Genomic DNA, 26,040 nt, shown 5'->3' with positions numbered 1-26,040 from the left:
CGGGCGCACTGCGGTGCGTGGGGCGCACCGAACGCCGCATTGGGTGCGTGGGGCGCACCGAACGCCACATTGGGTGCGTGGGGCGCACCGAACGCCGCATGGGTGCGTGGCGCCGGGCGTCGCAGAGGTGCACCCACCTTCGGTCCCACTTTCCGCGCCCATGACCGCGCCGGACTTGCTCACCAAAATTGTTGACAATTTCGTCAACCGAACCGTACCGTGAACCGTATGAAGCCCGTCATCGTCACTGATCCGCCGCGCGCCGATCTCGAGCAAGTCGCGCGCCTGGCCGACTACGGCGTTGCCACCGTGCACGAGGCCCTCGGGCGCTCCGGGCTGCTCGGCCCGGACCTGCGCCCCATCCAGGACGGCGCGCGCATCGGCGGCACCGCCGTCACCGCGCTCTGCTGGCCCGGCGACAACCTCATGATCCACGCGGCCGTCGAGCAGTGCCGCGAAGGTGACGTCCTCGTCGTCACCACCACCTCGCCGTGCCGCGACGGGCTCTTCGGCGAACTGTTCGCCACCGCCCTGCGGTACCGCAAAGTCGCCGGCCTCATCATCAACACCGGGGTCCGCGACGTCGCCGAGCTGCGCGCTCTCGGCTTTCCCGTGTGGTCGGCCGCCGTCAGCGCGCAGGGGACCGTCAAGGCGACCGCCGGTGCCGTCAACGTGCCCGTCGTCATCGGCGGCCAGGTGATCCGCCCCGGCGATGCCATCCTCGCCGACGACGACGGCGTCATGCGGGTCCGCCGCGAGGACGTCCGAAGTGGACTCGAAGCTTCGCAGGCACGGCTGGAAAAGGAAGCCGCCGCAAGGGAAGCGTTCGCCCAGGGGCAGCTCGGCCTGGACCGCTACGGCCTGCGCGAGAAGCTGGAAGCCCTCGGCGTCCGCTACCTGACCGCCGAGGAGTACGAGAAGGAGCAGGCATGACCGGCGTGCGCTGCATGCTCCTGCGCGGGGGCACCTCCAAGGGCGCCTACTTCCTCGCCGAAGACCTCCCCGCCGACCCGGAAACCCGCGACGACCTGCTGATGCGGATCATGGGCACCCCCGACCCGCGCCAGATCGACGGCGTCGGCGGGGCCCAGCCCGTCACCAGCAAGGTAGCCATCGTCTCGAAGGCGAGCGAGCCCGGGCACGACATCGACTACCTGTTCCTGCAGCTCGGCGTCGAAGAACCCACCGTCTCCGACCGGCAGACCTGCGGCAACCTGCTGGCCGGCGTCGGGCAGTTCGCCGTCGAGCGGGGCCTGGTGCCCGCCGGCGGAGACCGCACCACCGTGCGCGTGCGACTGGTCAACACCGGCACCATCGCCGTCTCGACCTTCGCCACCCCCGGCGGCGAAGTCGACTACAGCGGTAGCACCGCCATCTCCGGCGTGCCCGGCACCGCCGCCCCCGTCGAGCTCGACTTCACCGAGACCGAAGGGTCCGTCTGCGGCAGCCTCCTGCCCACCGGCAACGTCCGCGACGACGTCGGCGGCATCCCGGTGTCCTGTGTGGACAACGGCATGCCGGTCGTCGTCGCGCGCGCCGAAGACCTCGGCATCACCGGGTACGAAGATGCTGCCGAGCTCGGCGCGAACACCGCTCTCGCCGAGCGGATCGACGCGCTGCGCGTCGAAGCCGGGAAGCTGATGGGCCTCGGCGACGTCCGCGGCAGCTCGGTCCCCAAGACCACGCTCGTCGCCGCGCCCCGCGACGGCGGCGCGATCTGCACCCGGACGTTCATCCCGGTCAAGCCGCACCCCTCGATCGGCGTGCTCGGCGGCGTCAGCGTCGTCACGGCGCTGCTGCTCGAGGGTGCCGTCGGCCACGAGCTGCTCGAAACCGACGGCGGTCCCGTGCAGATCGAGCACCCGAGCGGCAAGCTCGCGGTGGCGATCGAGTTCGACGGGTCTCGCGTCCGCCGGTCGACGGTGATCCGCACCGCGCGGAAGCTGTTCGACGGCACCGTCTTCCCCCGCCCCTGAGGAGCCCTCGATGCCGCAGCCCTCGCCCCGCCACGAGATCGCGCACCTCGGTCACGTCGAGCTGCTCACCCCGGAGCCGGAGAAGAGCCTGGACTTCTTCGTCCGCGTGCTCGGGCTGACCGAGAACGGCAGCGAAGGCGACTCCGTCTACCTGCGCACCTGGGACGACTACGAGCACCACAGCCTGAAGCTCACCGCCGCGAAGACGTCCGGGGTCGGGCGGACCGCGGTGCGCGCGTCCAGCGAAGAGGCCCTCAAGCGCCGCGTGGTCGCCCTCGAAGAGCGCGGGCTCGGCGTCGGCTGGGTCGACGGCGACACCGGGATCGGCCCCACTTACCTGTTCCGCGACCCGGACGGCCACGAGCTCGAGGTCTACTGGGAAACCGAGCGCTACCGGCCGCCGGAGCACCTGCGGCCCGCGCTGAAGAACCAGGCGCAGGCCTACCCGGGGCGCGGGGTCGGCGTCCGGCGCCTCGACCACGTCAACTACCTGGCCCGGGAGGCCGAGGTCAACGGCCGGTTCGTCTGCGACGCGCTGGGCGGCCGGGTCACCGAGCAGATCCAGCTCGACAGCGGCGTGATTTCGGGGCAGTGGACGCACTTCGCGCAGAAGTCCTACGACATCGTCTACACGACGGACTGGACGAAGTCGAACGGGCGCCTGCACCACATCGCGTTCGCGACCGACACGCGCGAGGACATCCTGCGGGCGGCCGACATCGCGCTCGACAACGACGTCCACATCGAGACCGGCCCGCACAAGCACGCGATCCAGCAGACGTTCTTCCTCTACCTCTACGAGCCCGGCGGCAACCGCATCGAGCTGTGCAACCCGACCGGGCGGCTGATCTTCGCGCCGGACTGGGAACCGGTGACGTGGACCGAGGCCGAGCGGGCGAAGGGGCAGGCGTGGGGGCTGAAGACGATCGAGTCGTTCCACACGCACGGCACGCCGCCGGTGGAGTGATCAGGAGACGTCCGCGGTGGGCCGCCGGCTGATTTCCCGGAAGGCGTCGGCGACGCGGCAGAGGTACTCGGTGTCGCTGCCGAGGTCCTGTCCACCTTGGACGGTCGTCTCGGGAGCGAGCGGGGGCAGGCCGTCCTCGCGGGCGCGCAGGGCGGCCAGGATCTCGGCGGCTTCTTGGTGTTCCCCGGCGCCGGACCCGCTGCGGTACGGGCGGATCACGAGCAGACCGTCGCGAATCTCGATGACCCGCCGGTAGAGCTGCAGGCGGGTCGGGAACACGGTGGTGCGCGGCGGTTCCAGGGCGATCGCGGGCTCGGCCCGGTAGAGGGCCAGCCAGAGCGGGCCGAGCCGGCGGTACTGCCGGTGGCGGCGCAGCCAGCCGGCCGCCGCGGGCACGCCGACGCCGACGAGCACGAGCAGGTGCGCCGTCGTGGGGAGGGCCTTGCTCAGCAGGAAACCCCGGCCGTAGTCGAAGTCGAACGGCGCGCGGGCGGAGATCGCGATGACGGTCCGGATCACCATGTACGCGGCCGCGGCGACGATCCCGGCGACGACCAGGCCGAGCCCGGTGCGCAGGATCCGGTCCGGCGCCTTGCGCGCGTCCTGCAGGCACAGCCGCCCGATGACCGCGAACTCGGGCAGGAGCGCCACCGCGTAGGCGATGCAGTACTCCATGACGAACGGCGACTGCGGCATGACGTCGGGGGCCAGCGTGAAGGTGACGACCATCGCGGCGCCGCCGGCGAGGGCCCAGGCGGTGTGGCGGCGGGCGCTCGCCGGAAGTCCGTGCAGGCGCAGGAGGACCTGGGCGCCGGCCCAGACCGCGCCGACCATGGCGAGGTGGGCGACGAGCAGTTCGACGCTGGGCACGCCGAGGGCGCGGGTGAGGTCGCGGACGGCCGGGATCAGCGCGGTCTGCGAGACGGCGAGACCCAGCACGCAGAACCGCACGAGCCGGCGGCCGGCGGCGGGGCCGGGGCGCAGGACCAGCAGCAGGACCCAGGCCAGGGCGGCGGGGCCGTAGCGGCGCAGGACTTCACCCACGGTCGCCGCCGTCCTCCAGGGCCGAGCGCAGCCGGTCCGCGACCGAATCGCCGCGCTGTGCCAGTCCCGTGTGCTGGCCCAGCATCGAAGCGAAGAACTCCGCCTCCCGCTCCTCCACGCTCGTGTACCCCGCCCGTCCCAGTACCCGCCGCACCATGGCCGGATCCAGGCTGGGCAGCAGCAGCCGCATCTGCTCGGCCGGGGTGAGCGACGCCGGGTAGTGGTCGCACAGCATGTGGCCGATCTCGTGCAGCACGATGTGGTCCTGGTGCGGCGCGCTCGTGTGGCGCTCGTACGCGATCAGGTCGGTCGTGTCCGTCGCGATCCACAGCCCGCACACCTCGGACAGCCCCGGCAGCGGCAGCAGCCGGATCGGCCGGCCGCGCCGCTCGCCCAGGGCCGCGCACAACGCCGGCACGTCGAAGGAGGCCGGCAGGTCCAGGTCCCGCAGCACCGCGGAGAAGCGGTGACGCAGCTGCCGTCGCCCGCGCGAGCTCATCGTTCGGCGTCGCTCGCCGGTTCGGGCAGGCCCTCGAGCTCGCGGACGCGATCGACCATGTCGCTGATCGCTTCGAGGCTCTTCGCCGACAGCCCGCGCGCACGAAGGGCGATCTGCCGGACCGGCGCGTCGCGGAACGCGCTGAGCAGCGTCAGCTCGGCGTCGATGCGCTCGGCTTCCGCGTCGTCGAAGAAGTACGCCGGGGGCACGCCGAAGAACCCCGCGAGCGCTTCGAGGTGCCGCTTGGTCGGGTTGTCGCGCAGGCCTTTGCGCAGCTGCCACAGGTAGGTCGCGGAAATGGTCGGGCCGCCCTGGGTGCGGATCGACTCGGCGACCTCGTCGAAGGTGTACTCGTCGCCGTCGGCGGGGCGCACGACGCCGAACAGGTGGTTCAGCTTCGCGGAGAGGGTTCCCGCGGCGATCTCCTCCGGCATGTCCGGAGTTTAGCGCGGCGCCAGCTGCGGTGAGGCCGGTTCACGGTCACCGGTCCACCTCAGTTGACCGCGCCGGTCACGTCAGTTTACGATCGCCGCCGAGTTCACCAACTGATGTGAATGGGCGAGGGGGCGGTTCACATTCCGAGGAAGACGGTCCGAGCGAGGACGATTCCGGGACGGCTGGCCGTGGTGGGCGCTGCCGGACTGCTCTACGCCCACTGCATCGGAGGCGCCGGCTGCCCTGCGGGGCAGCGAACCTGAAGCGAAGACGCTTCCCCCGACGTCGTGCTCGTCGCGGCGTCCAGCTGCGAGACGACACCGATCATCCACCTGATCCGTATAACGGTCTACACGACGGTGCTCACCGGATCCGGTCCGCCGGTTCCGGTGCCGGTGACGCGCATCGTCCCCGTCCGGCACCCCGGGCCGGCGGACGCCCGCTGCGCCGGTTCCAGCCGCTAGTCCTCTTTTGCGGGACGTCCATCGGGTTCGCCGCCGGTCGTGACCGGAGTCGATAAATCGGCTAGCGGAAAGTGGTGAGCAATTTGGCCAGCGCGCTGCAGGCGGTGGCGGAGGTGTACGGGCCCAGGGCCACCAGTGACGCGACGAGGGCGGCGACCTCGCCCGGGCTGAAGGTCACCGGAGCCACGATGGACGGCATCGTGAGCCGGTAGCCGCCGCCGGCGCCGCGCTTGACCTCGACCGGGACGCCCGCCGCGCGCAGGCGCGTGACGTCGCGTTCGACCGTCCGCACGGTCGTGCCGGTGCGCTCGGCCAGGACCCGGCCCGTGACGAACCGGGGCGCCCGCGCGCGCATCTCCTCGATCAGGGCGTGCTGCCGCTCGACCAGCGGCACGGCCTGGTGCAGCTGGGCCATCCCCGGGTAGCGGCCGGAGCCGACGAGCCGATCCACCTGAGTTCCCCCAACCGACATCGCCTTGTCGGGCATCCGATCCTACGGTGATCCCATGGTCCTGATCCGCCCTGCTTCGCGCTTCGAAGACGTCGCCGCGATCCTCAACCCCAGCGGCAACGACCGCGCCTGCTGGTGCCTCGCGTACCGCGTCACGTCGGCCGAGTACAGCGCGCTGCGCGGCGAAGCGCGAGCTGACCGGGTCCGGGGCCTCTGCGCCGGCGAGCCCGCGCCGGGCGTGCTCGCCTACGACGGGGACACCCCGGTCGGCTGGTGCGGTGTCTCGCCGCGGTCGAGCATGGAACGTCTCGTGCGGTCCCGGACGATGCCCCCGCTCGACGACCTGCCGGTGTGGAGCGTGGTGTGTTTCGTGGTGCGCTCGCCCTACCGCCGCCGCGGGGTGTCCGCGGCGTTGCTGGCCGGGGCGGTCGACCACGCGCGTTCGCACGGCGCGCCGGCGGTGGAGGGTTACCCGGTGGACCCGGAGGGCGCCCGCATCAGTTCGAGCGCCGCCCACGTCGGCACGACGTCGCTGTTCGAAGCGGCGGGCTTCGAGCGGGTCCGGCCGACCGAAGCGCGGGCGGATCGCCGGGTCCGCTGGCTCATGCGGCTCGATCTCCGCTGATCGCGGCCACCGGACACACGCGACAGCCGGTCTTCAGCGGTTCAGGACACGGCGGAGCCCGGCCCGCGATTCGGTCCCGAGGAGCTCGTGGACGCCGAGTTCGAGCTTGCGGACGGTGTCGAGGTCGAGCACGGTCTTGTGCGCGATCTCGGCTTCCGAGTGCCCGTCGGCGGCGAGCTCCGCGACCCGCCGCGAGCGGGGCGGGAGGGCGTTGACCCGCGGCGGCCGGGCGACGGTGACCCCCAGCTCGCCGAGCTCGCCCTCGAGGTCCTTCCGCAGGGCGGCCGCGCCGCACTCGTCGGCCAGCGCGACGGCCTCGGTGAACGTGCGCCGGGCGTCTCCGGTGTGCCCGGACCGGACGAAGGCCGCACCGAGCCGGGCGAGAGTGCGCAGGTACTCCCCGCGCTCCGGCGCGTTCCGCAGGAGGTCGGCGGATTCCGCCAGCAGCGCCGGGCGCTCCGCGTCGACCGCCGCGAGTGTCCGGAGCGCCTGGCCGCGGGTGGCGGGGTCGGCGAACCCGTCGGCCAGCCGCACCGCTTCGGCCGCCACTTCTCGCGCCTCCTCCGGCGCCGAGTGCCGCACCGCTTCGACGAGGTCGAAGCGCCACCCGCAGACGGCGGGGTTGACCACCGGGGCGGCGTCGAGCCGGCGTCCCACCTCGCGCAGGACCGTGGCGGCCCGGCCGTGGTCGCCTTGCGCGAGGAGCAGCTTTCCCGCGACCGCCTCGGGCACGGGCATGACGACCGCGTCCGGCCGGCGGTCACGATATCCCCGGTCCGCGCAGATCTTCGCCGCCGCACCGGTTTCCCCGCGGGCCAGCAGGGTCTCCACGAGCGTGCCGGTGGCGAACCACTCGGCGGGCGTCCCGGTACCGCTGCGGATGGCCAGGCGCAGGGCGATGTCCGTGTCGGCGACGGCGTCGTGGAGCCGGCCGAGCCGGAGCGCCGAGTGCCCGCGGTTGGCGTAGGCGAACGCCAGGTGCGTGCCCCGCCAGCCGTTGCGCTCGAACTCGTCGACCGCCTGGTCGAACAGGCCGTGGGAGACGTCGGCGGCGCCGGAGTAGAGGTGCACGAAAGCGGACACGGTGGCGATCTCCATGCCCTGGTCCACGTCGGCGAAGACCACCCCGGCCCGGATGACCCGCTCGACCGCCGCGAACGCCTCGGCGCGCGGCCGGCCGCGCAGGACGAGGCTCCACGCGTGCAGCGCGATCAGCAGCCGTTCGACGTCGGTGTCGCCGGGCAGCGGGGGCGCGATCCGGTCCAGCACGGCCATCCGGTCGGCGCGGCGCGGATCGTCGGCCCACCAGGTCGCCCAGAGCAGTTGTTCGGCGAGCAGCCGCTGCCGCTGCCGTTCGTCCGGGCAGCGCTCGAGCGCCGCGTCGAGCAGGCGGACGCCGTCGCCGAGCTGGTCGGCGTAGCCGTGGGTCTTGGCCAGCGCCACGGCCGCGTCGGTGCGCAGCAGGTCGTCGGGGGCCAGCCGGTAGGCCGCGCGCAGTTCGGGCAGCGCCGCCGCCACCTGCTCCAACGCGAGGGCTTGGCCGTGCCGGAGCCGCACGCGGCCCTGCCGGGGCACCGGCGGCGGTTCTTCGATCGCCCGCTTGAGGTAGCGCGCCGCCGTGGCGGCGAGCCCCGCCCCGAGCGCGTCCTCGGCGGCGGCGGTCATCCGGTCGACCACCCACGGGTCACCGGCGGCGTGGACGTTCAGCAGGTGCGCCGCGACGGCGTCGGGCGCGGCGTCCCGTTCCTGCAGCAGCCGGGCGGCGGCCAGGTGGAGATCGCTGCGGGGGGACGGGTCGATGTCGTCGTAGACGGCGCTGTGGATGATCGGGTGGCGGAACTCGACCGTCGATCCGGGGACGAGGATCGCCTCGTCGCAGAGCCGGTCGTACTCGCGTTTGGCCTCGGCCGTCGCCAGCCCGGCCAGCCGGGCGGTGTCCCCGAGCGGGTGTCCCGGGCCCAGGACCGCGATGGCCCGGGCCAGCCGCCGTGCCTCCGGGCCGAGGTGGACCAGCCGTTCGGACAGATAGCCCACGACGTGTCGCGGAGTGAGCGTGCCGACCCGGTCCGCGCCGGAGGCCGTGGGTTGCAGGTCGCGTTCCCTCGCCGTGTCGAGCATCCACCGCAGGTAGAACGGATTGCCGCCGCTGCGGTCGAGCAGCGCCGCGCAGAAGCGGTCGTCGGGTTCGTCGCCCCGGCCCCGGGTCGCGAGCGAGCCGCGGTGGACCAGCGTCCGCACCGCCGCCAGGCCGAGGGGCCGCGGCCGCACGACCTCCGTCGCCCGCACCGCGATGCGCGCGAGTGCGGCCCGTTCGTGCGGCCGGTGCGCGAGCAGCAGCACGACGGGCAGCCCGGTGAGCCGGTCGGCGAGGAACTCCAGCCACCGCAACGACTCCTCGTCCAGCCAGTGCACGTCGTCGACCGCGAGCAGCAGTCCTTCCTCGTCTCCGCCGGCGCCGAGGAGGGACGTCGCGTTGACCACCAGCCAGTACAGTGCCTCGGTCAGCCCGATCATCGAATCCGGGCCGCGGTGCCGGGCCCGGGGTACGCCGAGCGGCACGCGGGCGAAATCGGCCGCCCCGGCGAACAGCGCGCGCCGCTCCCGCTCGCCGTGGCCGGCGACCCAGCGGGCCAGCAAGGTGCGGGCCGCGCCGAACGCCATCGTCTGGTCACGCTGGTTGCCCCGCACCGCCAGCGGCACGATCCCGCGCACCGCCGCTTCCGTGCACACCTGGGCCACGAGGTGCGACTTGCCGATCCCGGCCGGGCCCTCGATCACCACCGTGGCGCCGACCCGGTCCCGCACCGCCTCCAGCACCGCCGAGCAGCGGTCCAGGTCCTCGTCGCGCTCCAGGAGCCCGCTGTCGGCCGCGGTGTGCCCGGGCAGCCGCAACGCGTGCAGGACCCGCCGCACGTCCATCGGGGCCTGGCCGTTGACCCGGGCCGACACCACGCATCCGGCGACCACCTTGGCGACGAACTCTTCGCGCGGGCTCCGCTTGCCCGACATCACCTCGGAGAAGGTGGCCGCGGACAGCCCGCTGCGCCGGGCCAGGACGGCGTCGCTCGGACCGCCCACCGCGCGCTGCAGGGTGCGCAGCCGCCGCCGGACGCGGTCATCGGGATCAGCCATTTCCGCCTCCACCCCCGGTTCCGGGCCGCCGGCGAACAGGAGCCGGCGTACGTCCAGGTTATCCCCGGGGCGAAAACCGTTCGGTTCTTCGAATCGCGTGCCGGGCCGGGGGACGGTGGCCACGCTGGTGTGAAAGGCCACTTTTCCCCGAATCGGAGGGCGGAAACACCATGGGCACTTGCGCCGACCTCGAGCGGTTGTTCACCTCGTTGCGAGGAGACGGGACATACCGGCTCACCGTCGTTTCGAACCAGCCCGACGGCATCGCCGGGTTCTGCGGGCGGTTCCCCGGGAACTTCACGCTGAACGCCCGGCTGTCCGGTCCGGGCGAGCTGACGGCATCATCCGACCACTATTTGTTCAGCGACCGCACGTTCGCCACTCCTTCGGACGGTCCCTTCACCGGCCCCGCACAAGGGTTCTCGATCTACGCGCGCGAACCGGTCACCGTTTCGGTGCGGTCGGCGGGAGCCGGGCAGTACGTGGTGATCCTGAACTTCACCGGGGCGATCAACCGCCGCTTCGAGTTTCCCTGCCAATGCGTCGGCGAAGCCATCGTCGGCTACGGCAACGCGATCGGCGCCACCGAATACGCCGACCACGCCACCTACGTCGTCACCGTCGGCCCGTTCACCGCGGACCCGAGGTGAACGGGCGGTGCGCGCGAACACCCGACCTCACGAAAGGAAATCGCCGACCATGAAAATCCTGTTCACCCCGGTTTCGATCGTCAAGATCTGCGGCTTCTGCCTGCTGGTGGGGTTTCTCGCCAGCCTGCTCCTCTGACACGACCCGCGTCAGAGGTCCAGGACGACGTCCTCCCGCGGCCGGGCGCAGCACACGAGCGCCTCGCCGCCGGCCGGGGGCTCCAGCGGGTCCGGGTCGTACTCCACCCGGCCCGAGAGCACCGGGGTCACGCACGTGTGGCACACCCCGGTCCGGCACGACCAGCGCGTCGGCACGTCGCACGCCTCCGCGAGCTCCAGGAGGCTCGGGTACCGCTCGCTCCACGGCACCGTGAGCCCGCTGCGCGCGAACGTCACCGCCGGGCCGGTTCCCGCCGCGCCCGACGGGACGTGCGGGGTCTTCCGGACGACGCCGGTGAGTCCCGGGTTGATCGCGGACACCCCGCCGAACAGTTCACTGTGGACACGGGACGCGGCGAAGCCCAGGGACACCAGGGCTTCCCGCATCGCCGTCATGAACGCGTCGGGGCCGCAGAGGTACGCGGTGGCGTCCGGCGGGAGGCCCAGCGCGGACAACGTCTCCAAGGTCAGCCGGCCACTCTCGGCCGTGTAGTGGACGTGTTCGCGGCCGTGGGGAAGGGCCGCGATCAGCCGGTGCGCCTCGTCCGTGAACGCCTGCTCGGCCGCGGTCCGGGTGGTGTGCAGCCACCACACCTCGCGCGTGGTCCGGGCCGCGGCGAGCGCGTGCAGCATCGCCAGCACCGGCGTCACGCCGATGCCCGCGGACACCAGCACCACGGGACGGTCGTCGTCGGCCAGGACGAAGTCGCCGCGGGGTGCCGCCACGTCCACCAGCGCGCCGGCCGTCAGCCGCGTGTTGAGGTAGCTGCTGACGGCTCCGTCCCGCTTGACGCTGATGCGGTACTCGTGGTCCGACGGCGCCGCCGACAGCGAGTAGCTGCGGACCGGCGCGGGGTCGCCGGCGCCGGGGACGCGCAGGGTGAGGTACTGGCCGGGCTTCGGCCGGGGGAGCGGCGCGCCGTCGTCGGCGGCCAGGTGGATCGAGGACACCGCGGGGCTCTCGGCCACCACCCGGGCGACGCGCATCGGGCGGAAGCCGCTCCACCCGCCCGGTGCGGGGGCCGGCTTCGCCTCCTCGGCCAGGAGGTCGCGGAACGACCCCTGCCAGCCGGGGCTGAGCGCGGGGATGTCGACGGCCTTGCGGAGGGCGCCGGCGTCGCGGCCCGGCAGGTAGAGGAGGGCGTCGATGTCCGCGACGCTCATCTCGTGGCGGCCGGTGCGGGTGCGGACGATCTCGTCGCCGGCTCCGACGTGGCCTTCGGTGATGACGCGCAGGTAGAAGCCGGGCCGGTGGTGCGCGACCAGCAGCGCCGGCATCCGCGGTTCGCCCAGGCGCATCCCGACGCGGAAGCAGGTGACGCGCGGCTGGGTGACCTCGAACTCGGCCTCGCCGATCCGGTACCGGTCGCCGATGTGCACCTCGTCGTCGGGGAGGCCGTCGACGGTGAAGTTCTCGCCGAACTGGCCGTCCTCGAGGTCGTCGCGGCCGAGGAACCGCCGCCAGTGCTCGTAGGACTCGCGCTGGTAGACGAGCACCGCGCGGTTCTCGCCGCCGTGGCCGCCGAGGTCGCCCTGGCCGTCGCCGTCGACGTTGAGCCGGCGGACCAGCCGCCTGCCCTCGACCGGGTACTTGAAGATTCCCGTGTGGACGGTCCGCCCCTGCCAGGGCACGTCCTGGGGCATCCCGACGTTCAGTGACACCAAGCGGGCCATGGTGGTCGTCTCCTTCAGTCCGCCGCGGTACGGGAGCGCTGGTAGTGCCGCCGGGCCTTCATGCGGTTGCCGCACACGGCCATCGAACACCAGCGGGCGCTGTTGGGCTTGCTGTGGTCGATCAGGAACAGCCGGCACTCCGGGTTGGCGCACGGGCGCAGCCGGCCGGGGCTCGACTTGGCGAGCGCGTCCCAGGCGAGCACGGCCCGCGCGGCGGCGGACCGGCCGGCGGGGACGTCGAGGACCCACTCGACGCCGTCGTCGCCGAAGGACGCCCGGTAGGTCACGTCGTCGACGAACCGCGCCGCGGCGGCGGGCGCCTCCTGGCCCCGCACGATCGCCTGCAGCACGGACCGCGCTTCGAGCACCGCGCGGTGCTCGTCGGCGGTGGCCGGCTGCCCGTGCTCGGCGAGCCACTGGCGAGCCGCCTTCGCGTCGGAGAGGTCGTCCCCGGGGGTGCCGTCGCGCACCGGGGTGGTGTTCAGCAGATCCAGGAGCAGCATCTCGTCGGTCATCATCCACCTAACCTCCAAACTTACCCTTGACAGGTTACCCTACCGGTGCTTGCATGTCTAACCATCAAAGAGAGTCAAAAAGGTTAGGAGGACGTCATGGGACTGGCCTGGCAGCAGGGACCACTGGCGACGCGGGCGGTGGGGCACTTCCTGGTCGAGCAGCCGCTGCCCGAGCGGATGCTGTTCGCCGAGCCGCTGCGGCGGCGGATGCGCGTGCGGTTCGGCGGGGAATGGGTGGCCGACAGCGAGGACGTCGTCCTGCTGCACGAACCCGGCCGCTACCCGGTGGCGTACTTCCCCCTCGCCGACGTCCGCGAAGACGTGCTCGCCGCCGAAAACCGGACGACGGCGCACCGCGAGCTCGGGCCGGCCGAGTGGTTCACCGTGCGAGCCGCCGGCAAGCAGGCGCCGCGCGCGGCCTGGCGCTACACCGGCCTCCCGGGCCACGCGGACGTCCTGCGCGACCGCGTCGCCTTCGCCTGGCGGGCGATGGACGCGTTCTACGAGGAGGACGAGCGGATCGTCGGTCACGCGGCCGACCCGTACCACCGCATCGACATCCGGCAGACGTCGCGCCACCTCGTCGTGCGCGACGGCGACCGCGTCGTCGCCGAGACCCGGCGCCCGGTCGTGCTCTACGAATCGGGCTTCGCGCCGCGCTGGTACGTGCCGCGCGAGGACATCGACCTGAACGCGCTGACGCCGGTCGAAGGCGAGACCTTCTGCCCGTACAAGGGGCTGGCCGGCTACTTCGACATCGGCGCGGGCAAGCGCGCCGCCTGGTCGTACCCGGAGGCGTGGCCCGAGGTCGAGCGGGTGTCCGGGTTCGTGTCGTTCGAGCCGGACGTCGTCGACGTGACCCTCGACGGCCGCAAGCTCGCCCTGGAACCGGGCCAGAGCGTCACCCCGCACGGCATCGACCGGGGCCTGGACCCCGGCGAACTGCTCGCCTCGAAAGGAAACTGAGATGACTTCGCTTCAGGATCGCCGCGTGCTCGTCGTGGGCCGCGGCAGCGGGATCGCCCGGGCGGTGACGCTCGCGGTCCGGGCGGCCGGGGCCACGGTCGTCGTCGCCGGGCGCGGCGAGGAGGCGTTGGCCAAGGCTTACGACGACCCGGACGTCACGGCGGCCGCCGTCGACCTGACCGACGAGGACTCCGTCACCGCGCTGGCCGAACGGCTCGGCCGGGTCGACCACGTCGTCTCGACGGCGTCGGCCCGGGCCCGCGGCGCGGTGGGCGAACTCGCCCACGACGTCGTGCTCCGGTCGTTCGACGTCAAGATGCTCGGCCCGCTGCTGCTGGCGAAGCACTTCGCGCCGCGCATGCCCGGGGACGGCTCGTTCGTCTTCTTCTCGGGATCGTCGGCGCGCAAGCCCGCCGCCGGCATGCTCGCCGTCGGCGCCACGAACGCCGCGGTGGACGCGCTGACCCGCGGGCTCGCGGTGGAGCTGGCGCCGATCCGGGTGAACGCGGTTTCGCCCGGCACGATCGACACCGGCGCCTACGACGCGCTCGGGGAAGAGAAGAAGGCGGAGTTGTTCGCGTCTCGCGCGGCCACCAGTCCGGCGCGCCGCGTCGGACGTCCTGAAGAAATCGCCGAAGCCGTCGTCTTCGCGCTGGGCAGCACCTTCCTCACGGGGGTCTCGCTCGGCGTCGACGGCGGCGAACCCCTCGTGTGATGGGAGCGGTCATGAGCACTCGCAAGATTTCGCGCCCGGCCGGCGCGGTGACGCCGGAGGCCGGATTCGTCCCGGCGATCTACGTACCGCGCCGGGTCGTCCGGCGCCCGGCCCGGCGGGGGCGTGCGTGATGGAGTTCCGCATCGAGGTCCTCACCCTGCCCGTCGCCGACGTCGACCGGGCGGTCCGGTTCTACACCGCGCAGGCCGGCTTCACCCTGGACGTCGATTACGCGCCGCACGACGGCTTCCGGGTCGTGCAGCTGACCCCGCCCGGCTCGGCGGCGTCGGTCCAGCTCGGGACCGGCCTGACCGCCGCCGCCCCGGGTTCGGCCCGGGACCACTACCTGGTGGTGGCCGACATCGAGGCCGCCCACCGGGAACTGGCGGAGCGTGGCGTCGCGGTCGGCGCGGTGCGGCACAAGAAGTCCGTGGACTGGCAAGGGGATTTCGCGCCGGGAGCCGACCCGGACCGGCGTGACTACGCGAGCTTCTTCGGCTTCGCCGACCCGGACGGCAACACGTGGATCGTCCAGGAACGCGGCTACACCGCGCGGTAGGCGACGCCGCTCGCGTTGGGTGCCGTGCCGGAGTAGAGGCCCGTCGGGGACGTCGACGTCGAGAGCGAGAACCACGCGTACCGCTCCACGAACGACAGCCCGTCGAGCATCGCGGTGGACCGCTGCACGAAGTCGACCTGCTGGGCCGACGACGGATAGCGCGGAGCCGAGCCCGAGAAGTCGATCAGCGCGTACTCCGTCAGCCAGATCGGGAGGTGGTAGCGGTCGTGGACCTTCTGCAGGTAGGACTGCAACTGCCCGCTGGCCGCGCTCGAGAAGTCCCCGCCGTACCAGTGCAGGGGGATGAAGTCGACGCGGTACCCGCGCGCGGCGGCGCCACTCATGAACCGGTCCAGCCACCCGCCCGCGACGTCGCCGCCGTACGCCACGGCCGGCGCGCCGAGCCGCATGCCGGTGGACTGCAGCCGCGGCCACAGGTCCAGTGCCGTCTCGACGGGCATGCTCGCCTGGCCCGCCAGGTCCGGCTCGTTGAAGGCCAGCAGGGTGCGGCCGGCCGCCTTGGCCCGGTCGAGCTGGTCCTGCGTCACGGAGTCCCGTCCCCAGATCATGGGCACGAACTCGGTGCCGGCCGGCGCGGCGATGCCCTGGGGGTCGGCTGCCCAGGTGTAGAACCACTTCGCCCCGACGTCCTGCAGCGCGGTCGCGGCCCCGGCATAGGGGTTCGCGCTGACGCCTTTCTTGCTGCTCGCCCCGGCGGCGGGACTGGCAAGGCCGCCGAGCGCGAGGAGAACGACGGCCACGACGGCGAGCATTTTCTTCACGAGCCGCTCCTGGAGAGGAAGTCGCGCTGGTCCTCCACCGGGGTAACGCACTCCCGGGAGCCGCGGCAAGAACGCGGGCCCGCCGGGGGTGCGAACGGGAACCGTCGTTGCCCGATCGGCGGTCAGGGGACGGGGAACGTGGTGCCGATGCCCATGCCGGTGATCCATTCGGGCACCGGCTCGTAGCCGGTCCAGACGAGGGGTGCCCCGGCGGCGACCTGGCCGATGAGCCAGCAGCGCACCTCGTGGCCACCCCGGCCCGCCGACGCCTCGAGCGCCTCGTGGCCGAGGCCGGCCACCGCGCCGGCGTCGCCGGTGCTCAGGCGGTCGAGGAACCACCGGTCCCACTCCGTGTTCACCCGGGCGCCCGGGTCGCCGCCCATGGCGCGGACGCGGGGTTCGCGGGCCGCGGCGAAGGCGCGGACGTCCGAGCGCCCGTGGATCAGCGACTCACGGCGTTCGCCCGCCACCTCGCGGGGGTCGTTCGACGGAAGCCAGTGCGACAGTCCGCCGCTCGCCGCCACCAGGACCCGGCCGGGGAAGCTCGCCGACCGCAGAGCCGCCCCCAGCGCCCGGCCCAAGGCGAGGCACCGGTCCAGGGTGGGCAGCGGCGGCGCGGCCGTGTTGACGACGAGGGGGACCATCGGCAGCGTCGTGCCGCCGGTCAGCATCTCGTAGGTCTGCACGATGCCGTGGTCGACGGTGAGGGAATACGACAGCGACACGTCGAAGCCCGCCGTCGTGAGTCCGTTGTGGACCGACCACGCCAGCTCCCCGGCGACCGGCAGCGGACCTTCGGTGCTGCCGAAGTCGCCGAACCCCACCGCGTGTTCGACCCCGAGCACGAACGGCGGCATCACGTCGTAGAAGTTGCCGTGGAAGTGGTCGGGCCCGATCACGACGACCGCGTCGGGGGCGAGGGCCTCGACCGCGCGGCGGACCCGGTCGGCGTCGGCCAGGAACTTCGCGCCCGGCCCGCCCTCGGACGGCGGCGGCAGCAGCGTCGCGAACGGGCTGTGGGACATGCCCGCGAACCCGGCGATCCCGGCCATCAGGACGGGTCCTCTCCGGACAGCAGCCACGTGCGGTGCACGTCGAGGAACTCCGCGACCTTCTCCCACTGCGGCCAGTGCCCGGCGTCGTCGATGACGTGCAGCCGCGCGTCGGGCAGCCAGCCGAGCAGCAGCTCGGCTTCGTCGAGGCCGCCGGTGGGGTCGTGGCTGGTCCACAGCAGCAGCGTCGGCGCCTTGACCTTCGCCACCCACGCCGGGTCCCACGCGAAGTCCTTGCGCACCTCGGGGTCCTGCAGCACGAGCGTGTTCGTGATCGCCTGGACGAACCCGGGGCGGGAGTAGACCCGGCGGCGCAGGTTCACCAGCTCGTCGGTCACCATCTCCTTGTGGTGGAACAGGAATTCGACCCGCCGGCGCACGGTTTCGTCGCTCGGGTCGAGCACGGCCGCCATCGTGCTGTCGCGCATCCGCGCCATCACCTCGGGCTTGTTCGCGATGTTGCCCGGGGTGTTGAGCACGAGCTTCTCGACGCGGTCCGGGTGGTGGGCGGCGGTCCAGGCGACCACCCAGCCGCCGAGCGACTCGCCCGAGAGGTGGGCCCGCCCGATGCCGAGAACGTCCAAAAGGGACACGAGGTGCGCGGACAGGACGTCGATCGTGTAGGGCCGGTCGGGCAGGTCCGACCAGCCGTGGCCGACCATGTCGTAGGCCGTGACGCGGAAGTCGCGGGCGAGGCCGGCCAGGTCGCGGGCGTAGGCCTCGAGGTGCCCGCCGGTCCCGTGGAGCAGGACCAGGTCGGGGCCGGTGCCCGCCTGCAGCACCCGCGTCCGCACGGGACGTCCGTCGAGCGGGACGTCGACGTGGCGCAGCGTGTGGTCGAGCTCGCCCAGCTCGCCCCAGATGCCGACGTGGTCGGGGATCGGCTCGGTCACTGGTCCTCCCGGTGGTCGAAGCGGGCGCGGGCTTCGGCGAGGGTCGCCGTTCCCGCGCTCTGCCGGCGGTTCAGCCCGAGCGAGCCGAGCAGCCGCGAGTTCTCGATGGTCAGGAACTCGACCGGGTGCTCGGCCGAGTCGTTGTGGTGGCGGTGCCAGGTCCACGGCGGCGTGTAGACGAACGACCCGGCCGTCCAGCCCACGGTCTCGTCCTCGATCTCGCTGTGGCCGTCGCCGGTCAGGACGAAGTGGACGGTCTCGTGGTGGTGGCGCTGCAGGTCCGAGCTCTCGCCGGCCGGGATGACCTGCCGGAAGAGCTCGAACGTCGCGGTCGGCAGCAAGCCGGCGATCCGCAGCGACGTCGGGTTCGGGACGGCGCCCGGCGGGATCTCTTCGAGGTCTCCGTCGTGCACCACGAGCGGCCGCCGGCCGTCGGGGCGGACGGCGTGGCTGATGCTCGCGAGGAAGTCGGTCATGGCGAAACCGGGTCCGGAGGTGGTCATGGCGTACCTTCCGCTCAGGCGGGACATTCCGTGCGGCCGCCGTCGACGGTCAGCACGGATCCGTTGACATAGCCTGCTTCGGGCGAGGCCAAGAACGCCACTGCGGCCGCGACCTCGCGCGGCGCGGCGGCCCGCCCGGCCGGGATGGCGGCGAGGTCTTCGGCCAGCGCGGTCGCGACGTCGACGCCCGCCGCGCCGGCCCGGCTGCGCACGATCTCCATGCGCCGCGGGGTGAGGGTCGCGCCGACCGCGACGCAGTTGACCGTGACGCCGCGATCGGCGTACTCGAGGGCGGCCAGCTTCGCCGCCGACGTCGTCGCCGAGCGCAGCACCGTCGAGGCGGCGAGCTCCGGCTGCGGCTGCCGCACCGCCGTCGAGCTGATCACGACGACGCGGCCGAACCCGCGCTCGGCCATCGTGGGCAGCGCGGCGCGCAGGAGGGACAGCGGGCCGAGGACCAGCAGGTCGAGGTCGTGGTGCCACTGCTCGGCGGGCACGTCGAACACGCGGCCCGGCGCGGGTCCGCCGGCGTTGGCCACGACGACGTCGAGCGAGCCGTGCCGCTCGTGCACCCGGGCCACGGCCTCGGCCGCGGCGGCCGGGTCGGCGAGGTCGCACCTGACGTAATCGACACTGTCGACGCCCTCGCCGAGTGCCGACGCGGTTCCGGCCAGCGTCTCTTCCGTGCGCCCGGCGAGGACCACGCGGTGCCCGGCCGCCAGGAGCGCGGCCGCGCAGGCCGAGCCGATGCCGCCGGCACCGCCGCCGACGAGCGCGACGCGGCGGCGTTTCCCGAAGGACTGGTTGCTCTCCATGATGTGACCTACATTCGCGTCATGACCGCCGACCGGCCAAGGACGGGTCCCACTGCCCGGGACTCCAGCGACTCCCGCTTGGACGTCGCGGCGTCCGGCGCGCTCGAACGCGCCGCCGCCCTGCTGGACGCCTTCGACGCGACGCACCGGGAGCTCACGCTGTCCCGGCTCGTCGAGCGCTCGGGCCTGCCGCGGTCGACCGTGCACCGCACCGCGGCCCGGATGATCGAGCTGGGCTGGCTGGACAAGCCCGGCGAGAAGTACCGGATCGGGAATCGCCTGTTCGAGCTGTCCGGCCTGGTGCCGGTGCGCCACGAGCTGCGTGAGGCCGTCCTGCCGTACCTGCAGGACCTCTACGCGGCGGCCAAGACGACCGTGCAGCTCGGTGTCCTCGAAGGCACCCGGGTGCTGGTGGTCGAGAAGATCAGCGGGCACCGTCAGCTGCCGATGCTCGACCAGGTCGGCGGGTTCATCCCGGCGCACTGCTCCGGGCTGGGCCGAGCGATCCTCGCTTGGTCGGACGCCGAAACGGTCGCCGCGGTCGTCGCCGGTGGGCTCGCTCGGCGCACCGCGCGCACGATCACCGGTGCCGCCGCGCTCGAGCGGGAGCTCGCCGTCGTGCACGAGCAGGGCTGGGCCTACGACCGCGAGGAGGGCAACGCCGGGATCAGCTGCGTCGCGGCGCCGATCTTCGACTTCACCGGCGGCGTGACCGCCGCGCTGTCGGTCACCGGGCCCAGCACCGCGGTGCAGCCCGACCGGATCGGCCCGGCCGTCCGGATGGCGGCCGCGGCGGCCAGCCGGGCCTACTCCGCGCGGCGGTGGGCGGTGCCGCGGCCGGAGCTGCCGTCCCAGTGACCAGGACTCGCGGTTGGTCCGCGGTGCGCGGCTGATCCACGCTGTGGCGCACGCCGAGCCGGGCCACCGGTCCCGGCCGTGCCGGACGAGGAGGACCAGGCAATGCGCGTCGCGATCATCGGGGCCGGACTGGCCGGGCTGACCACGGCCAAGGTGCTGTTGCAGGCCGGCCACGACGTCGAGGTCTTCGACCGGACCCCGGACGTCGGCGGGGTGTGGAGCCGGACCCGGCGCTACCCGGGGCTGACCACCCAGAGCCCCAAGGTGCAGTACTCGTTCTCGGACTTCCCGATGCCCGGGCACTTCCCGGAGTGGCCGACGGGAGCCCAGGTCCAGGAGTACCTCGCGGACTACGCCGACGAGTTCGGCGTCACGCCCCACCTGCGACTCGGGACCACCGTCGAGTCGGTGGTCCCGGACGGCGCGCGGTGGGCGGTGACCACCGGGGCGCAGGGGGCCTCGGTGGTCGACCGCGTCGTCGTCGCGAACGGCGTGTTCTGCGAGCCCGCGCTGCCGGACTACCCGGGCCGCGCGGAGTTCGGAGCGGCGGGCGGGCGGCTGCTGGCGGGGTCGGACTTCCACGACGTCTCCGAGGCGCGGGGCAAGCACGTGCTCGTAGTCGGGTACGGCAAGTCGGCCTGCGACGTGACCGTGGCGATCAGCGAAGTCGCCGAGACGACCGACGTCATCGCCCGCCAGCTGCTGTGGAAGGTGCCGCGCAAGATCGCCGGCGTGCTGAACTTCAAGATGCTGCTGCTGACCCGGCTGGGCGAGGCCCTGTTCCGCTACCGGTGGCTGCGCGGGTTCGAGAAGTTCCTGCACGGCCCGGGAAACCGGCTGCGGCGCGCGATGCTCAACTCGATCGGGAGCGTGTCGGTGCGGCAGTTCGGGCTCGCGAAGCACGACCTGGTGCCGCGCGGGCGGATGGAGGACATCATCAAGAACGCGATCGGCCTGGCCACCGAGGGCTTCTTCGAAGGCGTGGCCGACGGCGCGATCCGCGTCCGCCGCGACCAGGTGATCCGGCGGCTGTTCGCCGACGGCGGCCGGCCTCGGGCCGAACTCGCCGACGGGACGGTGCTGCCGGCCGACCTGGTGGTCTGCGCGACCGGGTTCACCCAAGGCGTCCCGTTCCTGCCGGAAGCCGTCCAAAAAGGATTATTCGACGAGCGCGGGAACTTCCTGCTGTACCGGCAGATCCAGCCCCTGGCCGCGCCGGGCCTCTACTTCAACGGGTACAACTCGTCGTTCTTCAGCCCGCTCAACGCCGAGATGGCGGCGCTGTGGATCGCGGCCGACCTCGCGGGCGCGCTCGCCCTGCCCGACGAGGCGACCCGGCGCGCGGACGTCGTCGCCCAGGTGGCCTTCCTCGACGAAGCGACCGGCGCGCACCACTGCCGCGGCACCAAGATCATCCCGTTCTCCGTCCACAACGTCGACGAGGTGCTCGGCGACCTCGGCGTGCAGATCGGCCGCTTCACCCGGTTCACGCACTGGCTGAACCCGGTCGTCCCCGCGGCCTACCGGTCGCTCACGCCCGCCGTCCTGAGCCGGCTGAAGGACACCCCCGAACCCGCGAAGACCCCGCTGGAGCAAAGGAGTTCCCGATGAGCACCGCGACCGGCCACCACGTCATCCACCCGGGCGACGGCACCAACCTCGGAGCGATCGGGCTGGGCATCCACGCCCGGCTGACCGGCGCCGACACGAACGGCGCGTACTCGCTGTTCGAATACGTGGTGCCGCCGGGCCTCGGCGGGCCGCCGACCCACGTCCACACGCGGGAGGACGAGCTGTTCACGTGCGTCCAGGGCCGCGTCGAGGTGGAGCTCGACGGCGAGCGGCACGTCCTCGGCCAGGGCGATTCGCTGCTGCTGCCGCGCGGGGTGCCGCACGTGTTCCGCAACCCGTTCGAGGAGGAGACCCGCGTCATCGCCGTGGTTTCCCCGCCGGGCCTGGAGAACTACTACCGGGAGCTGTCGCAGCTGCCGCCCGGGCGGGACATGAAGCTGGTCGCGGAAGTGATGACCCGCTACGGGCTGGAGCTGCGGAAGTGAGCGGCTCGCGTGAGCGGATGGTCCGCGCGATGTGCGCGGCGGTCGACGCGGGGGACGCTCCGGCGTTCGCCTCGTGGTTCGCCGACGACGCGACGTACGTGTTCGCGAACGGCGAGCCGCTGACCGGCCGCGCCGCGATCACCGAGGCGACGGCCGGCGCGGCGGGCGCGCTGCCGTGGGTCCGCCACGTCGTCGAGCAGGTCGCGGAAGTGGGGGAGGACCAGCTGTTCTGCCGGTTCACGATCGAAACGGCGGCCCCGGACGGCACCCCGCTGGCCCTGCCGTGCGTGACGGTCCTCCGGCTGGCGGGGGACCGGGTGACCGACTACCGCGTCCACATGGACATCAGCCCGGCCTTCGCCCCGGTCGGTGCACCGTCCTGATGGCACACTCGTGGCGCGCACCGGCTGCGCACCACCGAGAGGACCTTCGTGGACGTCGAAACCCTGATGGCCAGGCTCGCGCGGGCCGGGGTCACCGCCCTGATCAAAGCCGACGACGAACGCATGAGCGCGGGCGGCGAACCGTGGACCGTGGTGTTCTCGGGGGCGGCTCTGGGCGCGGAAGGCGGAGTCCGGTCCGACGCGGCCGAGTTGCGTTCGGCACTGGCGGAAGCGCTTGACCGCCTCGCGACACGACCTGGGGATTGGTCGTGGCTCGACGAGTTCCGGACGCCGCGTCCGGCGAGTGTGCCGGGCCCGCCCGCGCGGGCCCGGCACTCCGGTCAGGCGCCGGGGCCCGAGTAGATCTCCGACGCTTTGGGGGCCGTGACCGTCGTCGGCTTGTCCCAGTCGGAGAACTCCAGCGTGCCTTCCTTGGGGGCCTGCATGCGCAGCAGGTAGTGCGGGTCCGCGGCGGCCACCGTCGCGGTGCCGTCGACGCTGGTGAACGTCAAGGCCGGGACGCCGCCGGCGGTGGTCTCCCCGCCGGCCTTGAAGGTCTCCGACGCCAGCTGTCCGACCGTGTTGTCGGTGAAGGTCTTGTAGTCGAGGAACTGCTTGAACGACTCGCCGATCCCCGCGCCGATCTGCGACTTCGAGGACACCCACTTGTCCTTGAGCTGCTTGCCCACCGACGCCGGGATCCCGGCCTTGTCGATCAGCGACTGGCTGAACCGGAAGTAGTACTTGTCCCCGTCGCGCAGGACCGGGATCTCGAGTCCGTCCTGCACCACGGTGCCGCTGGCGCTGCTCGGGTTGAGCTGCAGGTCGAGGTTGACGCCACCCTCGGAGACGGTGCCGCGGACGTGGACCGCTTTGGCCTGCTTCGCGGCGTCGGCGACGGCGGAGCCGGCCTTCGAGCCGTCGAGCGAGGCGGCCGCGGCGCTCGCGGACGTCGTGGTGCCGGTGGACGCGGCGGCCGGCGCCGCCGTCCCGGAGGTGGTCGAGCAGCCGGTGCAGATGAGGGCCGCCGCGGCCCCGGTGGCGATGAGTGCTCCCAGGTGGAGACGAAGCATGGTCAGAGGTCCCCTCGTGAAGGCCCGGGTCGTCCGGACACGAACGGGATATCGACCATTCGGGTGATCCGTTACGCCTCGAGCTCGCGGACTCTTGTGGCGAGGATCGCGTACTCCGTACGAGTGAACTTGAAGTTTCAATTTCTAACCCTGGGTAACGATGGTGGGCGAGTCACGCACCGCAGCCACCTGCGGAAATGATCGAGGACCGACCGGCTCGAGTCCGCTTCGTGACCAAGAGTGTGATTCGGGTCCTGTTACGCGCACGGCTCGCATGGCGACGAACGGCCCAGAACGTGACCGCATCCGGTCCTGCCGTCGCTGCGCTGAAAGAGGCATCCATGTCCTACGCCCCCGTGCCACCCGTGTCCGCTCCGGTCCAGTACAAGAACGGGCTCGGCACCGCCGGGTTCGTCCTCGGTCTGGTCGGCCTGATCTTCGCGTTCATCCCGCTCATCGGGGTCGTCGCGTGGCCGCTGGTGATCCTCGGGCTGATCTTCGGCATCGTCGGCACGCTGCGCGCGAACCGCGGCCAGGCGAGCAACAAGGGGCTGGCCATCACCGCGGTCGTGCTTTCCGCGCTGGGGCTGGTCATCTGCATCATCTGGACCGCGGCGTTCGGCAAGGCCGTCAGCGACACGGCGAACGGCCTGCCGGCCGCGGCGGCGCCGGCGGCGGTCGCCGACGCGGGAGCGGCGCCGGCCAACGCGGCCCCGACCGCGGCGGCGTCGGCCAAGCACACCATCGTCCTCGAGGTCACGACGGCGGCGAAGTCGAACGTCCAGTGGAACAGCGGGTTCACCGCGAACTCCCAGGAGGTCCTGGAGAAGGGCAAGACCTGGCGCCAGACCCTGTCGATGGACGACCTGGCGTTCACCTCGGTCACCGTCACCCCGGTCGACTTCAAGCTGGGGGACAAGGACAACACCTGCAAGATCACCGTCGACGGCAAGACTGTGGTCGAGAAGTCCAACAGCGTCGGCGCCTTGTGCACCTACCAGCCCTGAGCCGGCCCGGCGCTCAGCGCGCCAGGTGCTTCCGGACGTCCTCGGCGACGGCGCCGCGTCCGCTCATCCGGTACTTCGCCAGGATGTTGCGGACGTGGGTCTTGACGGTGTGGAGGCTGATCCTCAGCTCGCGGGCGATCCGCTCGTTCGGCAGGTCGCTGCTCAGGAAGACCGCGACGCCCTGTTCCGCGGCGGTGAGCGTGCGGAAGCGTTCCTCGGGGCCGTTGTCGATGTCGAGCGTGAGCTCGACGAGGTCCGACTGGAGCTGCTGGCAATCGGTGACGATGCGCTGCAGGGCCTCGCGCAGCGAAGCGTCCGGTGCCGCGAGGACGTCCTGGGCTCGCTGCCGGATATCCGCGACGCGGGACGACAGCAGTTCGACGATGTGGTCCGCGGTGACCAGCTGCGGCGCGTCGCCGACGTCGGCCGGCAGCCGGCGTAGCGCGTCGAGGTCTTCGGCTTCCTTGGTCAGCACGCGCGCCACGAGATCGGCGAGCCATTCGAAGGCGCGGACCGCGTTGTCGTCGAAGGTGTCCGGCCGGTAGCTCTGCATGGACATCATGCCGAACACCGCCGGCTCCCCGTCGCGGCCGCGGCGGAACAACGGAGTGGTGACGGCGTCGGCGGACGCGCGGCTGGTGTCCCCGGACGCGACGCCGGCGTTGAGCGCGGCGCCGTTGTCGTACTGCATCCGGTAGGTCTGGCGGTGCTTCAGCAGCCAGGCGGCCTGACCGTGCGGGCCGTAGATGTGCGACGCGGGATCGGTGTACATGCCGCCGTCGTAGCCGTAGGGGTAGCGGACGCGGTTCGCGCCGTGGAAGAACCCGATGTAGAAGTGGTCCAGGGGAACGATCTTGCTCATGACGGCACGGGCGTAGTCGTAGAGGCCGTAGTGGTCGCTGCGGTAGTTGGCGTCGATCTTGTGAAAGGCCTCGCGCAGGATCAGCGTCGTCTCGGCGTCGACCCGGAGACGGGCCGGTGGTTCCGGGTCGGCGGGCACCGCTCCATGATGAGGCCCCGCGCCGATTCCGTCACTCCGCGAGCGATGGAGACCCGGGCGCTGTGCTGAGACCGTCGACGGGGCAACGATCCGCTGCGGGAAACGGAGGAATTCCGATGGAGACCCACACGCGCTCGTGACGCCTCGGGTGAGGGGAGGACCGCCCGGCCGCGGATGTTTCGGCGGCCGGGAATCCGGGTACGCGCTCCAGCGGAGCGGCTTCGGCCGAGCTGGGCGCCGTCGTGCGCTCGGTCGGCTCGGAGCTGCCGGAACGGTCGAGGAAACCGGAGGTGAAGGTGACCGCTGACGGGAGTCGGGTGCGGCCCCAGGATCTGTTGCGCGTGATGGAGCGCCGGGTCGATGGCGCCGAGGTGCTGGAGGTGTCGGGCGAAGTCGACCTGCTCAGCGCCGAGGTCCTGGAAAACGCGCTCCTGGCGGCCGTGAGCCGGGAGCCGGCGGTGCTGGTGGTCGATCTGACCGGGGTGTCCTTCCTCGCTTCCGTCGGGATGACCGTCCTGCTCAAAGCCCACCGCGGCGTCGGGAAGACCACCCGCATCCGGGTCGTGAGCCCCGAGCGCAGCACCGTCGGGCGGGCCTTGAAGCTGACCGGCCTGACCGAGGCGCTGGCCGTCGTCGACACCCGGGCCGAGGCTCTTTCGGCTGCCTGATCGCGGTCGTGCGGAGCCGGCCGGCTCCTAGGGCGTGTCCTGTAAGTGATCCAGCTGCGGTTCGGTTGGATTGCGGACGTGGTCGGTCGCGGTGAGTTGACGGATAAGGCGTGGGCGGTGA

General features: G+C 72.4%; 30 protein-coding genes. 16 read left to right on the top strand and 14 right to left on the bottom strand.

Annotated features, from left to right (window positions below):
- The first annotated feature begins 228 nt into the window (after positions 1-228).
- Genes AB0M83_RS37530 through AB0M83_RS37520 form a run of 3 tightly spaced genes read left to right on the top strand, consistent with a single transcriptional unit; the run spans position 229 to position 2,943 of the window.
- Positions 229-933 carry a 4-carboxy-4-hydroxy-2-oxoadipate aldolase/oxaloacetate decarboxylase gene (locus AB0M83_RS37530; RefSeq protein WP_364524674.1) on the top strand — a complete coding sequence of 235 codons (705 nt, stop codon included), beginning with the start codon at positions 229-231 and terminating at the stop codon, positions 931-933.
- A complete protein-coding gene (locus AB0M83_RS37525; protein WP_364524672.1) occupies positions 930-1,976 on the top strand; it encodes a 4-oxalomesaconate tautomerase in 1,047 nt (348 codons plus the stop codon). The genes AB0M83_RS37530 and AB0M83_RS37525 overlap by 4 nt, the downstream gene beginning before the upstream one ends.
- 10 nt (positions 1,977-1,986) lie before the next feature.
- A complete protein-coding gene (locus tag AB0M83_RS37520) occupies positions 1,987-2,943 on the top strand; it encodes a catechol 2,3-dioxygenase (protein ID WP_364524670.1) in 957 nt (318 codons plus the stop codon).
- On the opposite strand, the gene AB0M83_RS37515 is transcribed toward AB0M83_RS37520, so the two are convergent.
- From AB0M83_RS37515 to AB0M83_RS37500, 4 genes are all read right to left on the bottom strand, one after another.
- Positions 2,944-3,987 carry an MAB_1171c family putative transporter gene (locus AB0M83_RS37515; RefSeq protein ID WP_364524668.1) on the bottom strand — a complete coding sequence of 348 codons (1,044 nt, stop codon included), beginning with the start codon at positions 3,985-3,987 and terminating at the stop codon, positions 2,944-2,946.
- Positions 3,980-4,486: a hypothetical protein gene (locus AB0M83_RS37510; protein WP_364524666.1), complete on the bottom strand. Its 507-nt coding sequence runs from the start codon at positions 4,484-4,486 to the stop codon at positions 3,980-3,982. Before AB0M83_RS37510 ends, AB0M83_RS37515 begins: the two co-directional genes overlap by 8 nt.
- Positions 4,483-4,920 (bottom strand): helix-turn-helix domain-containing protein, encoded by a 438-nt coding sequence (locus AB0M83_RS37505; protein ID WP_364524664.1) that lies wholly within the window; start codon positions 4,918-4,920, stop codon positions 4,483-4,485. Before AB0M83_RS37505 ends, AB0M83_RS37510 begins: the two co-directional genes overlap by 4 nt.
- 526 nt (positions 4,921-5,446) lie before the next feature.
- Positions 5,447-5,836, bottom strand: coding sequence for an HTH domain-containing protein (locus tag AB0M83_RS37500; RefSeq protein ID WP_364524663.1), 390 nt, complete (start codon positions 5,834-5,836; stop codon positions 5,447-5,449).
- Positions 5,837-5,891: 55 nt separating this feature from the next.
- Here AB0M83_RS37500 and AB0M83_RS37495 point away from each other — a divergent pair, with 55 nt between their 5' ends.
- Complete coding sequence (locus tag AB0M83_RS37495; protein WP_364524662.1) at positions 5,892-6,461, top strand: GNAT family N-acetyltransferase; 570 nt, start codon at positions 5,892-5,894, stop codon at positions 6,459-6,461.
- Between the two features lie 33 nt (positions 6,462-6,494).
- Here the strand turns inward: AB0M83_RS37495 and AB0M83_RS37490 are convergent, their stop codons facing one another.
- Positions 6,495-9,593 (bottom strand): AAA family ATPase, encoded by a 3,099-nt coding sequence (locus AB0M83_RS37490; RefSeq protein WP_364524661.1) that lies wholly within the window; start codon positions 9,591-9,593, stop codon positions 6,495-6,497.
- Between the two features lie 170 nt (positions 9,594-9,763).
- On the opposite strand from AB0M83_RS37490, the gene AB0M83_RS37485 reads away from it, so the two are divergent.
- The gene (locus tag AB0M83_RS37485) at positions 9,764-10,243 is read left to right on the top strand and encodes a hypothetical protein (RefSeq protein WP_364524660.1); all 480 of its coding nucleotides are present in this window, start codon (positions 9,764-9,766) and stop codon (positions 10,241-10,243) included.
- 7 nt (positions 10,244-10,250) lie between these two features.
- Positions 10,251-10,379 carry a hypothetical protein gene (locus AB0M83_RS37480; RefSeq protein ID WP_364524658.1) on the top strand — a complete coding sequence of 43 codons (129 nt, stop codon included), beginning with the start codon at positions 10,251-10,253 and terminating at the stop codon, positions 10,377-10,379.
- 11 nt (positions 10,380-10,390) lie between these two features.
- On the opposite strand, the gene AB0M83_RS37475 is transcribed toward AB0M83_RS37480, so the two are convergent.
- Together AB0M83_RS37475 and AB0M83_RS37470 are read right to left on the bottom strand one after the other, a co-directional pair.
- Positions 10,391-12,073, bottom strand: a complete 1,683-nt coding sequence (locus AB0M83_RS37475) for an MOSC and FAD-binding oxidoreductase domain-containing protein (RefSeq protein ID WP_364524656.1) — start codon at positions 12,071-12,073, stop codon at positions 10,391-10,393.
- 14 nt (positions 12,074-12,087) lie between these two features.
- The gene (locus AB0M83_RS37470; RefSeq protein ID WP_364524654.1) at positions 12,088-12,591 is read right to left on the bottom strand and encodes a CGNR zinc finger domain-containing protein; all 504 of its coding nucleotides are present in this window, start codon (positions 12,589-12,591) and stop codon (positions 12,088-12,090) included.
- 93 nt (positions 12,592-12,684) lie between these two features.
- On the opposite strand from AB0M83_RS37470, the gene AB0M83_RS37465 reads away from it, so the two are divergent.
- The 3 genes from AB0M83_RS37465 to AB0M83_RS37455 all read left to right on the top strand — a co-directional run bounded on the left by AB0M83_RS37465 (position 12,685) and on the right by AB0M83_RS37455 (position 14,828).
- Complete coding sequence (locus tag AB0M83_RS37465) at positions 12,685-13,554, top strand: DUF427 domain-containing protein (RefSeq protein WP_364524652.1); 870 nt, start codon at positions 12,685-12,687, stop codon at positions 13,552-13,554.
- A 1-nt stretch (position 13,555) separates the two neighbouring features.
- Positions 13,556-14,269, top strand: a complete 714-nt coding sequence (locus AB0M83_RS37460; protein ID WP_364524650.1) for an SDR family oxidoreductase — start codon at positions 13,556-13,558, stop codon at positions 14,267-14,269.
- 130 nt (positions 14,270-14,399) lie between these two features.
- The gene (locus AB0M83_RS37455) at positions 14,400-14,828 is read left to right on the top strand and encodes a VOC family protein (protein WP_364524648.1); all 429 of its coding nucleotides are present in this window, start codon (positions 14,400-14,402) and stop codon (positions 14,826-14,828) included.
- Here the strand turns inward: AB0M83_RS37455 and AB0M83_RS37450 are convergent.
- From AB0M83_RS37450 to AB0M83_RS37430, 5 genes are all read right to left on the bottom strand, one after another.
- The gene (locus tag AB0M83_RS37450; protein WP_364524704.1) at positions 14,813-15,601 is read right to left on the bottom strand and encodes a glycoside hydrolase family protein; all 789 of its coding nucleotides are present in this window, start codon (positions 15,599-15,601) and stop codon (positions 14,813-14,815) included. The two genes, AB0M83_RS37455 and AB0M83_RS37450, sit on opposite strands and share 16 nt — an antisense overlap.
- Positions 15,602-15,732: 131 nt before the next feature.
- Positions 15,733-16,662 carry a 2,3-dihydroxyphenylpropionate 1,2-dioxygenase gene (locus AB0M83_RS37445; protein WP_364524646.1) on the bottom strand — a complete coding sequence of 310 codons (930 nt, stop codon included), beginning with the start codon at positions 16,660-16,662 and terminating at the stop codon, positions 15,733-15,735.
- Positions 16,662-17,555, bottom strand: coding sequence for an alpha/beta fold hydrolase (locus tag AB0M83_RS37440; RefSeq protein ID WP_364524644.1), 894 nt, complete (start codon positions 17,553-17,555; stop codon positions 16,662-16,664). Before AB0M83_RS37440 ends, AB0M83_RS37445 begins: the two co-directional genes overlap by 1 nt.
- Entirely contained in the window at positions 17,552-18,058 is a 507-nt protein-coding gene (locus tag AB0M83_RS37435) for a cupin domain-containing protein (protein ID WP_364524642.1), read from the bottom strand. The genes AB0M83_RS37440 and AB0M83_RS37435 overlap by 4 nt, the downstream gene beginning before the upstream one ends.
- A gap of 14 nt (positions 18,059-18,072) precedes the next feature.
- Positions 18,073-18,873, bottom strand: coding sequence for an SDR family oxidoreductase (locus AB0M83_RS37430; protein WP_364524640.1), 801 nt, complete (start codon positions 18,871-18,873; stop codon positions 18,073-18,075).
- A 21-nt stretch (positions 18,874-18,894) separates the two neighbouring features.
- Between AB0M83_RS37430 and AB0M83_RS37425 the strand changes: the two genes are divergently transcribed.
- From AB0M83_RS37425 to AB0M83_RS37405, 5 genes are all read left to right on the top strand, one after another.
- Positions 18,895-19,731 (top strand): IclR family transcriptional regulator, encoded by an 837-nt coding sequence (locus AB0M83_RS37425; protein WP_364524638.1) that lies wholly within the window; start codon positions 18,895-18,897, stop codon positions 19,729-19,731.
- A gap of 102 nt (positions 19,732-19,833) precedes the next feature.
- The gene (locus AB0M83_RS37420; protein ID WP_364524636.1) at positions 19,834-21,342 is read left to right on the top strand and encodes an NAD(P)/FAD-dependent oxidoreductase; all 1,509 of its coding nucleotides are present in this window, start codon (positions 19,834-19,836) and stop codon (positions 21,340-21,342) included.
- On the top strand, positions 21,339-21,788 hold the full coding sequence (locus AB0M83_RS37415) for a cupin domain-containing protein (protein WP_364524634.1): 450 nt from the start codon (positions 21,339-21,341) through the stop codon (positions 21,786-21,788). The genes AB0M83_RS37420 and AB0M83_RS37415 overlap by 4 nt, the downstream gene beginning before the upstream one ends.
- Positions 21,785-22,171: a nuclear transport factor 2 family protein gene (locus AB0M83_RS37410; RefSeq protein WP_364524633.1), complete on the top strand. Its 387-nt coding sequence runs from the start codon at positions 21,785-21,787 to the stop codon at positions 22,169-22,171. Before AB0M83_RS37415 ends, AB0M83_RS37410 begins: the two co-directional genes overlap by 4 nt.
- 48 nt (positions 22,172-22,219) lie before the next feature.
- Positions 22,220-22,534 (top strand): hypothetical protein, encoded by a 315-nt coding sequence (locus AB0M83_RS37405; protein WP_364524631.1) that lies wholly within the window; start codon positions 22,220-22,222, stop codon positions 22,532-22,534.
- Here AB0M83_RS37405 and AB0M83_RS37400 read toward each other — a convergent pair.
- A complete protein-coding gene (locus tag AB0M83_RS37400; protein ID WP_364524629.1) occupies positions 22,513-23,244 on the bottom strand; it encodes a hypothetical protein in 732 nt (243 codons plus the stop codon). The two genes, AB0M83_RS37405 and AB0M83_RS37400, sit on opposite strands and share 22 nt — an antisense overlap.
- A gap of 341 nt (positions 23,245-23,585) precedes the next feature.
- On the opposite strand from AB0M83_RS37400, the gene AB0M83_RS37395 reads away from it, so the two are divergent.
- Positions 23,586-24,251: a DUF4190 domain-containing protein gene (locus tag AB0M83_RS37395; protein WP_364524627.1), complete on the top strand. Its 666-nt coding sequence runs from the start codon at positions 23,586-23,588 to the stop codon at positions 24,249-24,251.
- A gap of 13 nt (positions 24,252-24,264) precedes the next feature.
- Here AB0M83_RS37395 and AB0M83_RS37390 read toward each other — a convergent pair whose 3' ends face one another.
- Positions 24,265-25,251: a LuxR C-terminal-related transcriptional regulator gene (locus AB0M83_RS37390; RefSeq protein ID WP_364524625.1), complete on the bottom strand. Its 987-nt coding sequence runs from the start codon at positions 25,249-25,251 to the stop codon at positions 24,265-24,267.
- 317 nt (positions 25,252-25,568) lie between these two features.
- On the opposite strand from AB0M83_RS37390, the gene AB0M83_RS37385 reads away from it, so the two are divergent.
- Complete coding sequence (locus AB0M83_RS37385) at positions 25,569-25,919, top strand: STAS domain-containing protein (protein WP_364524623.1); 351 nt, start codon at positions 25,569-25,571, stop codon at positions 25,917-25,919.
- The last annotated feature ends 121 nt before the right edge of the window (positions 25,920-26,040 follow it).

The sequence above is a fragment of the Amycolatopsis sp. NPDC051106 genome (assembly GCF_040682775.1).
Lineage (GTDB): Bacteria > Actinomycetota > Actinomycetes > Mycobacteriales > Pseudonocardiaceae > Amycolatopsis.
This window is presented reverse-complemented; position numbering and strand designations above follow the sequence as displayed.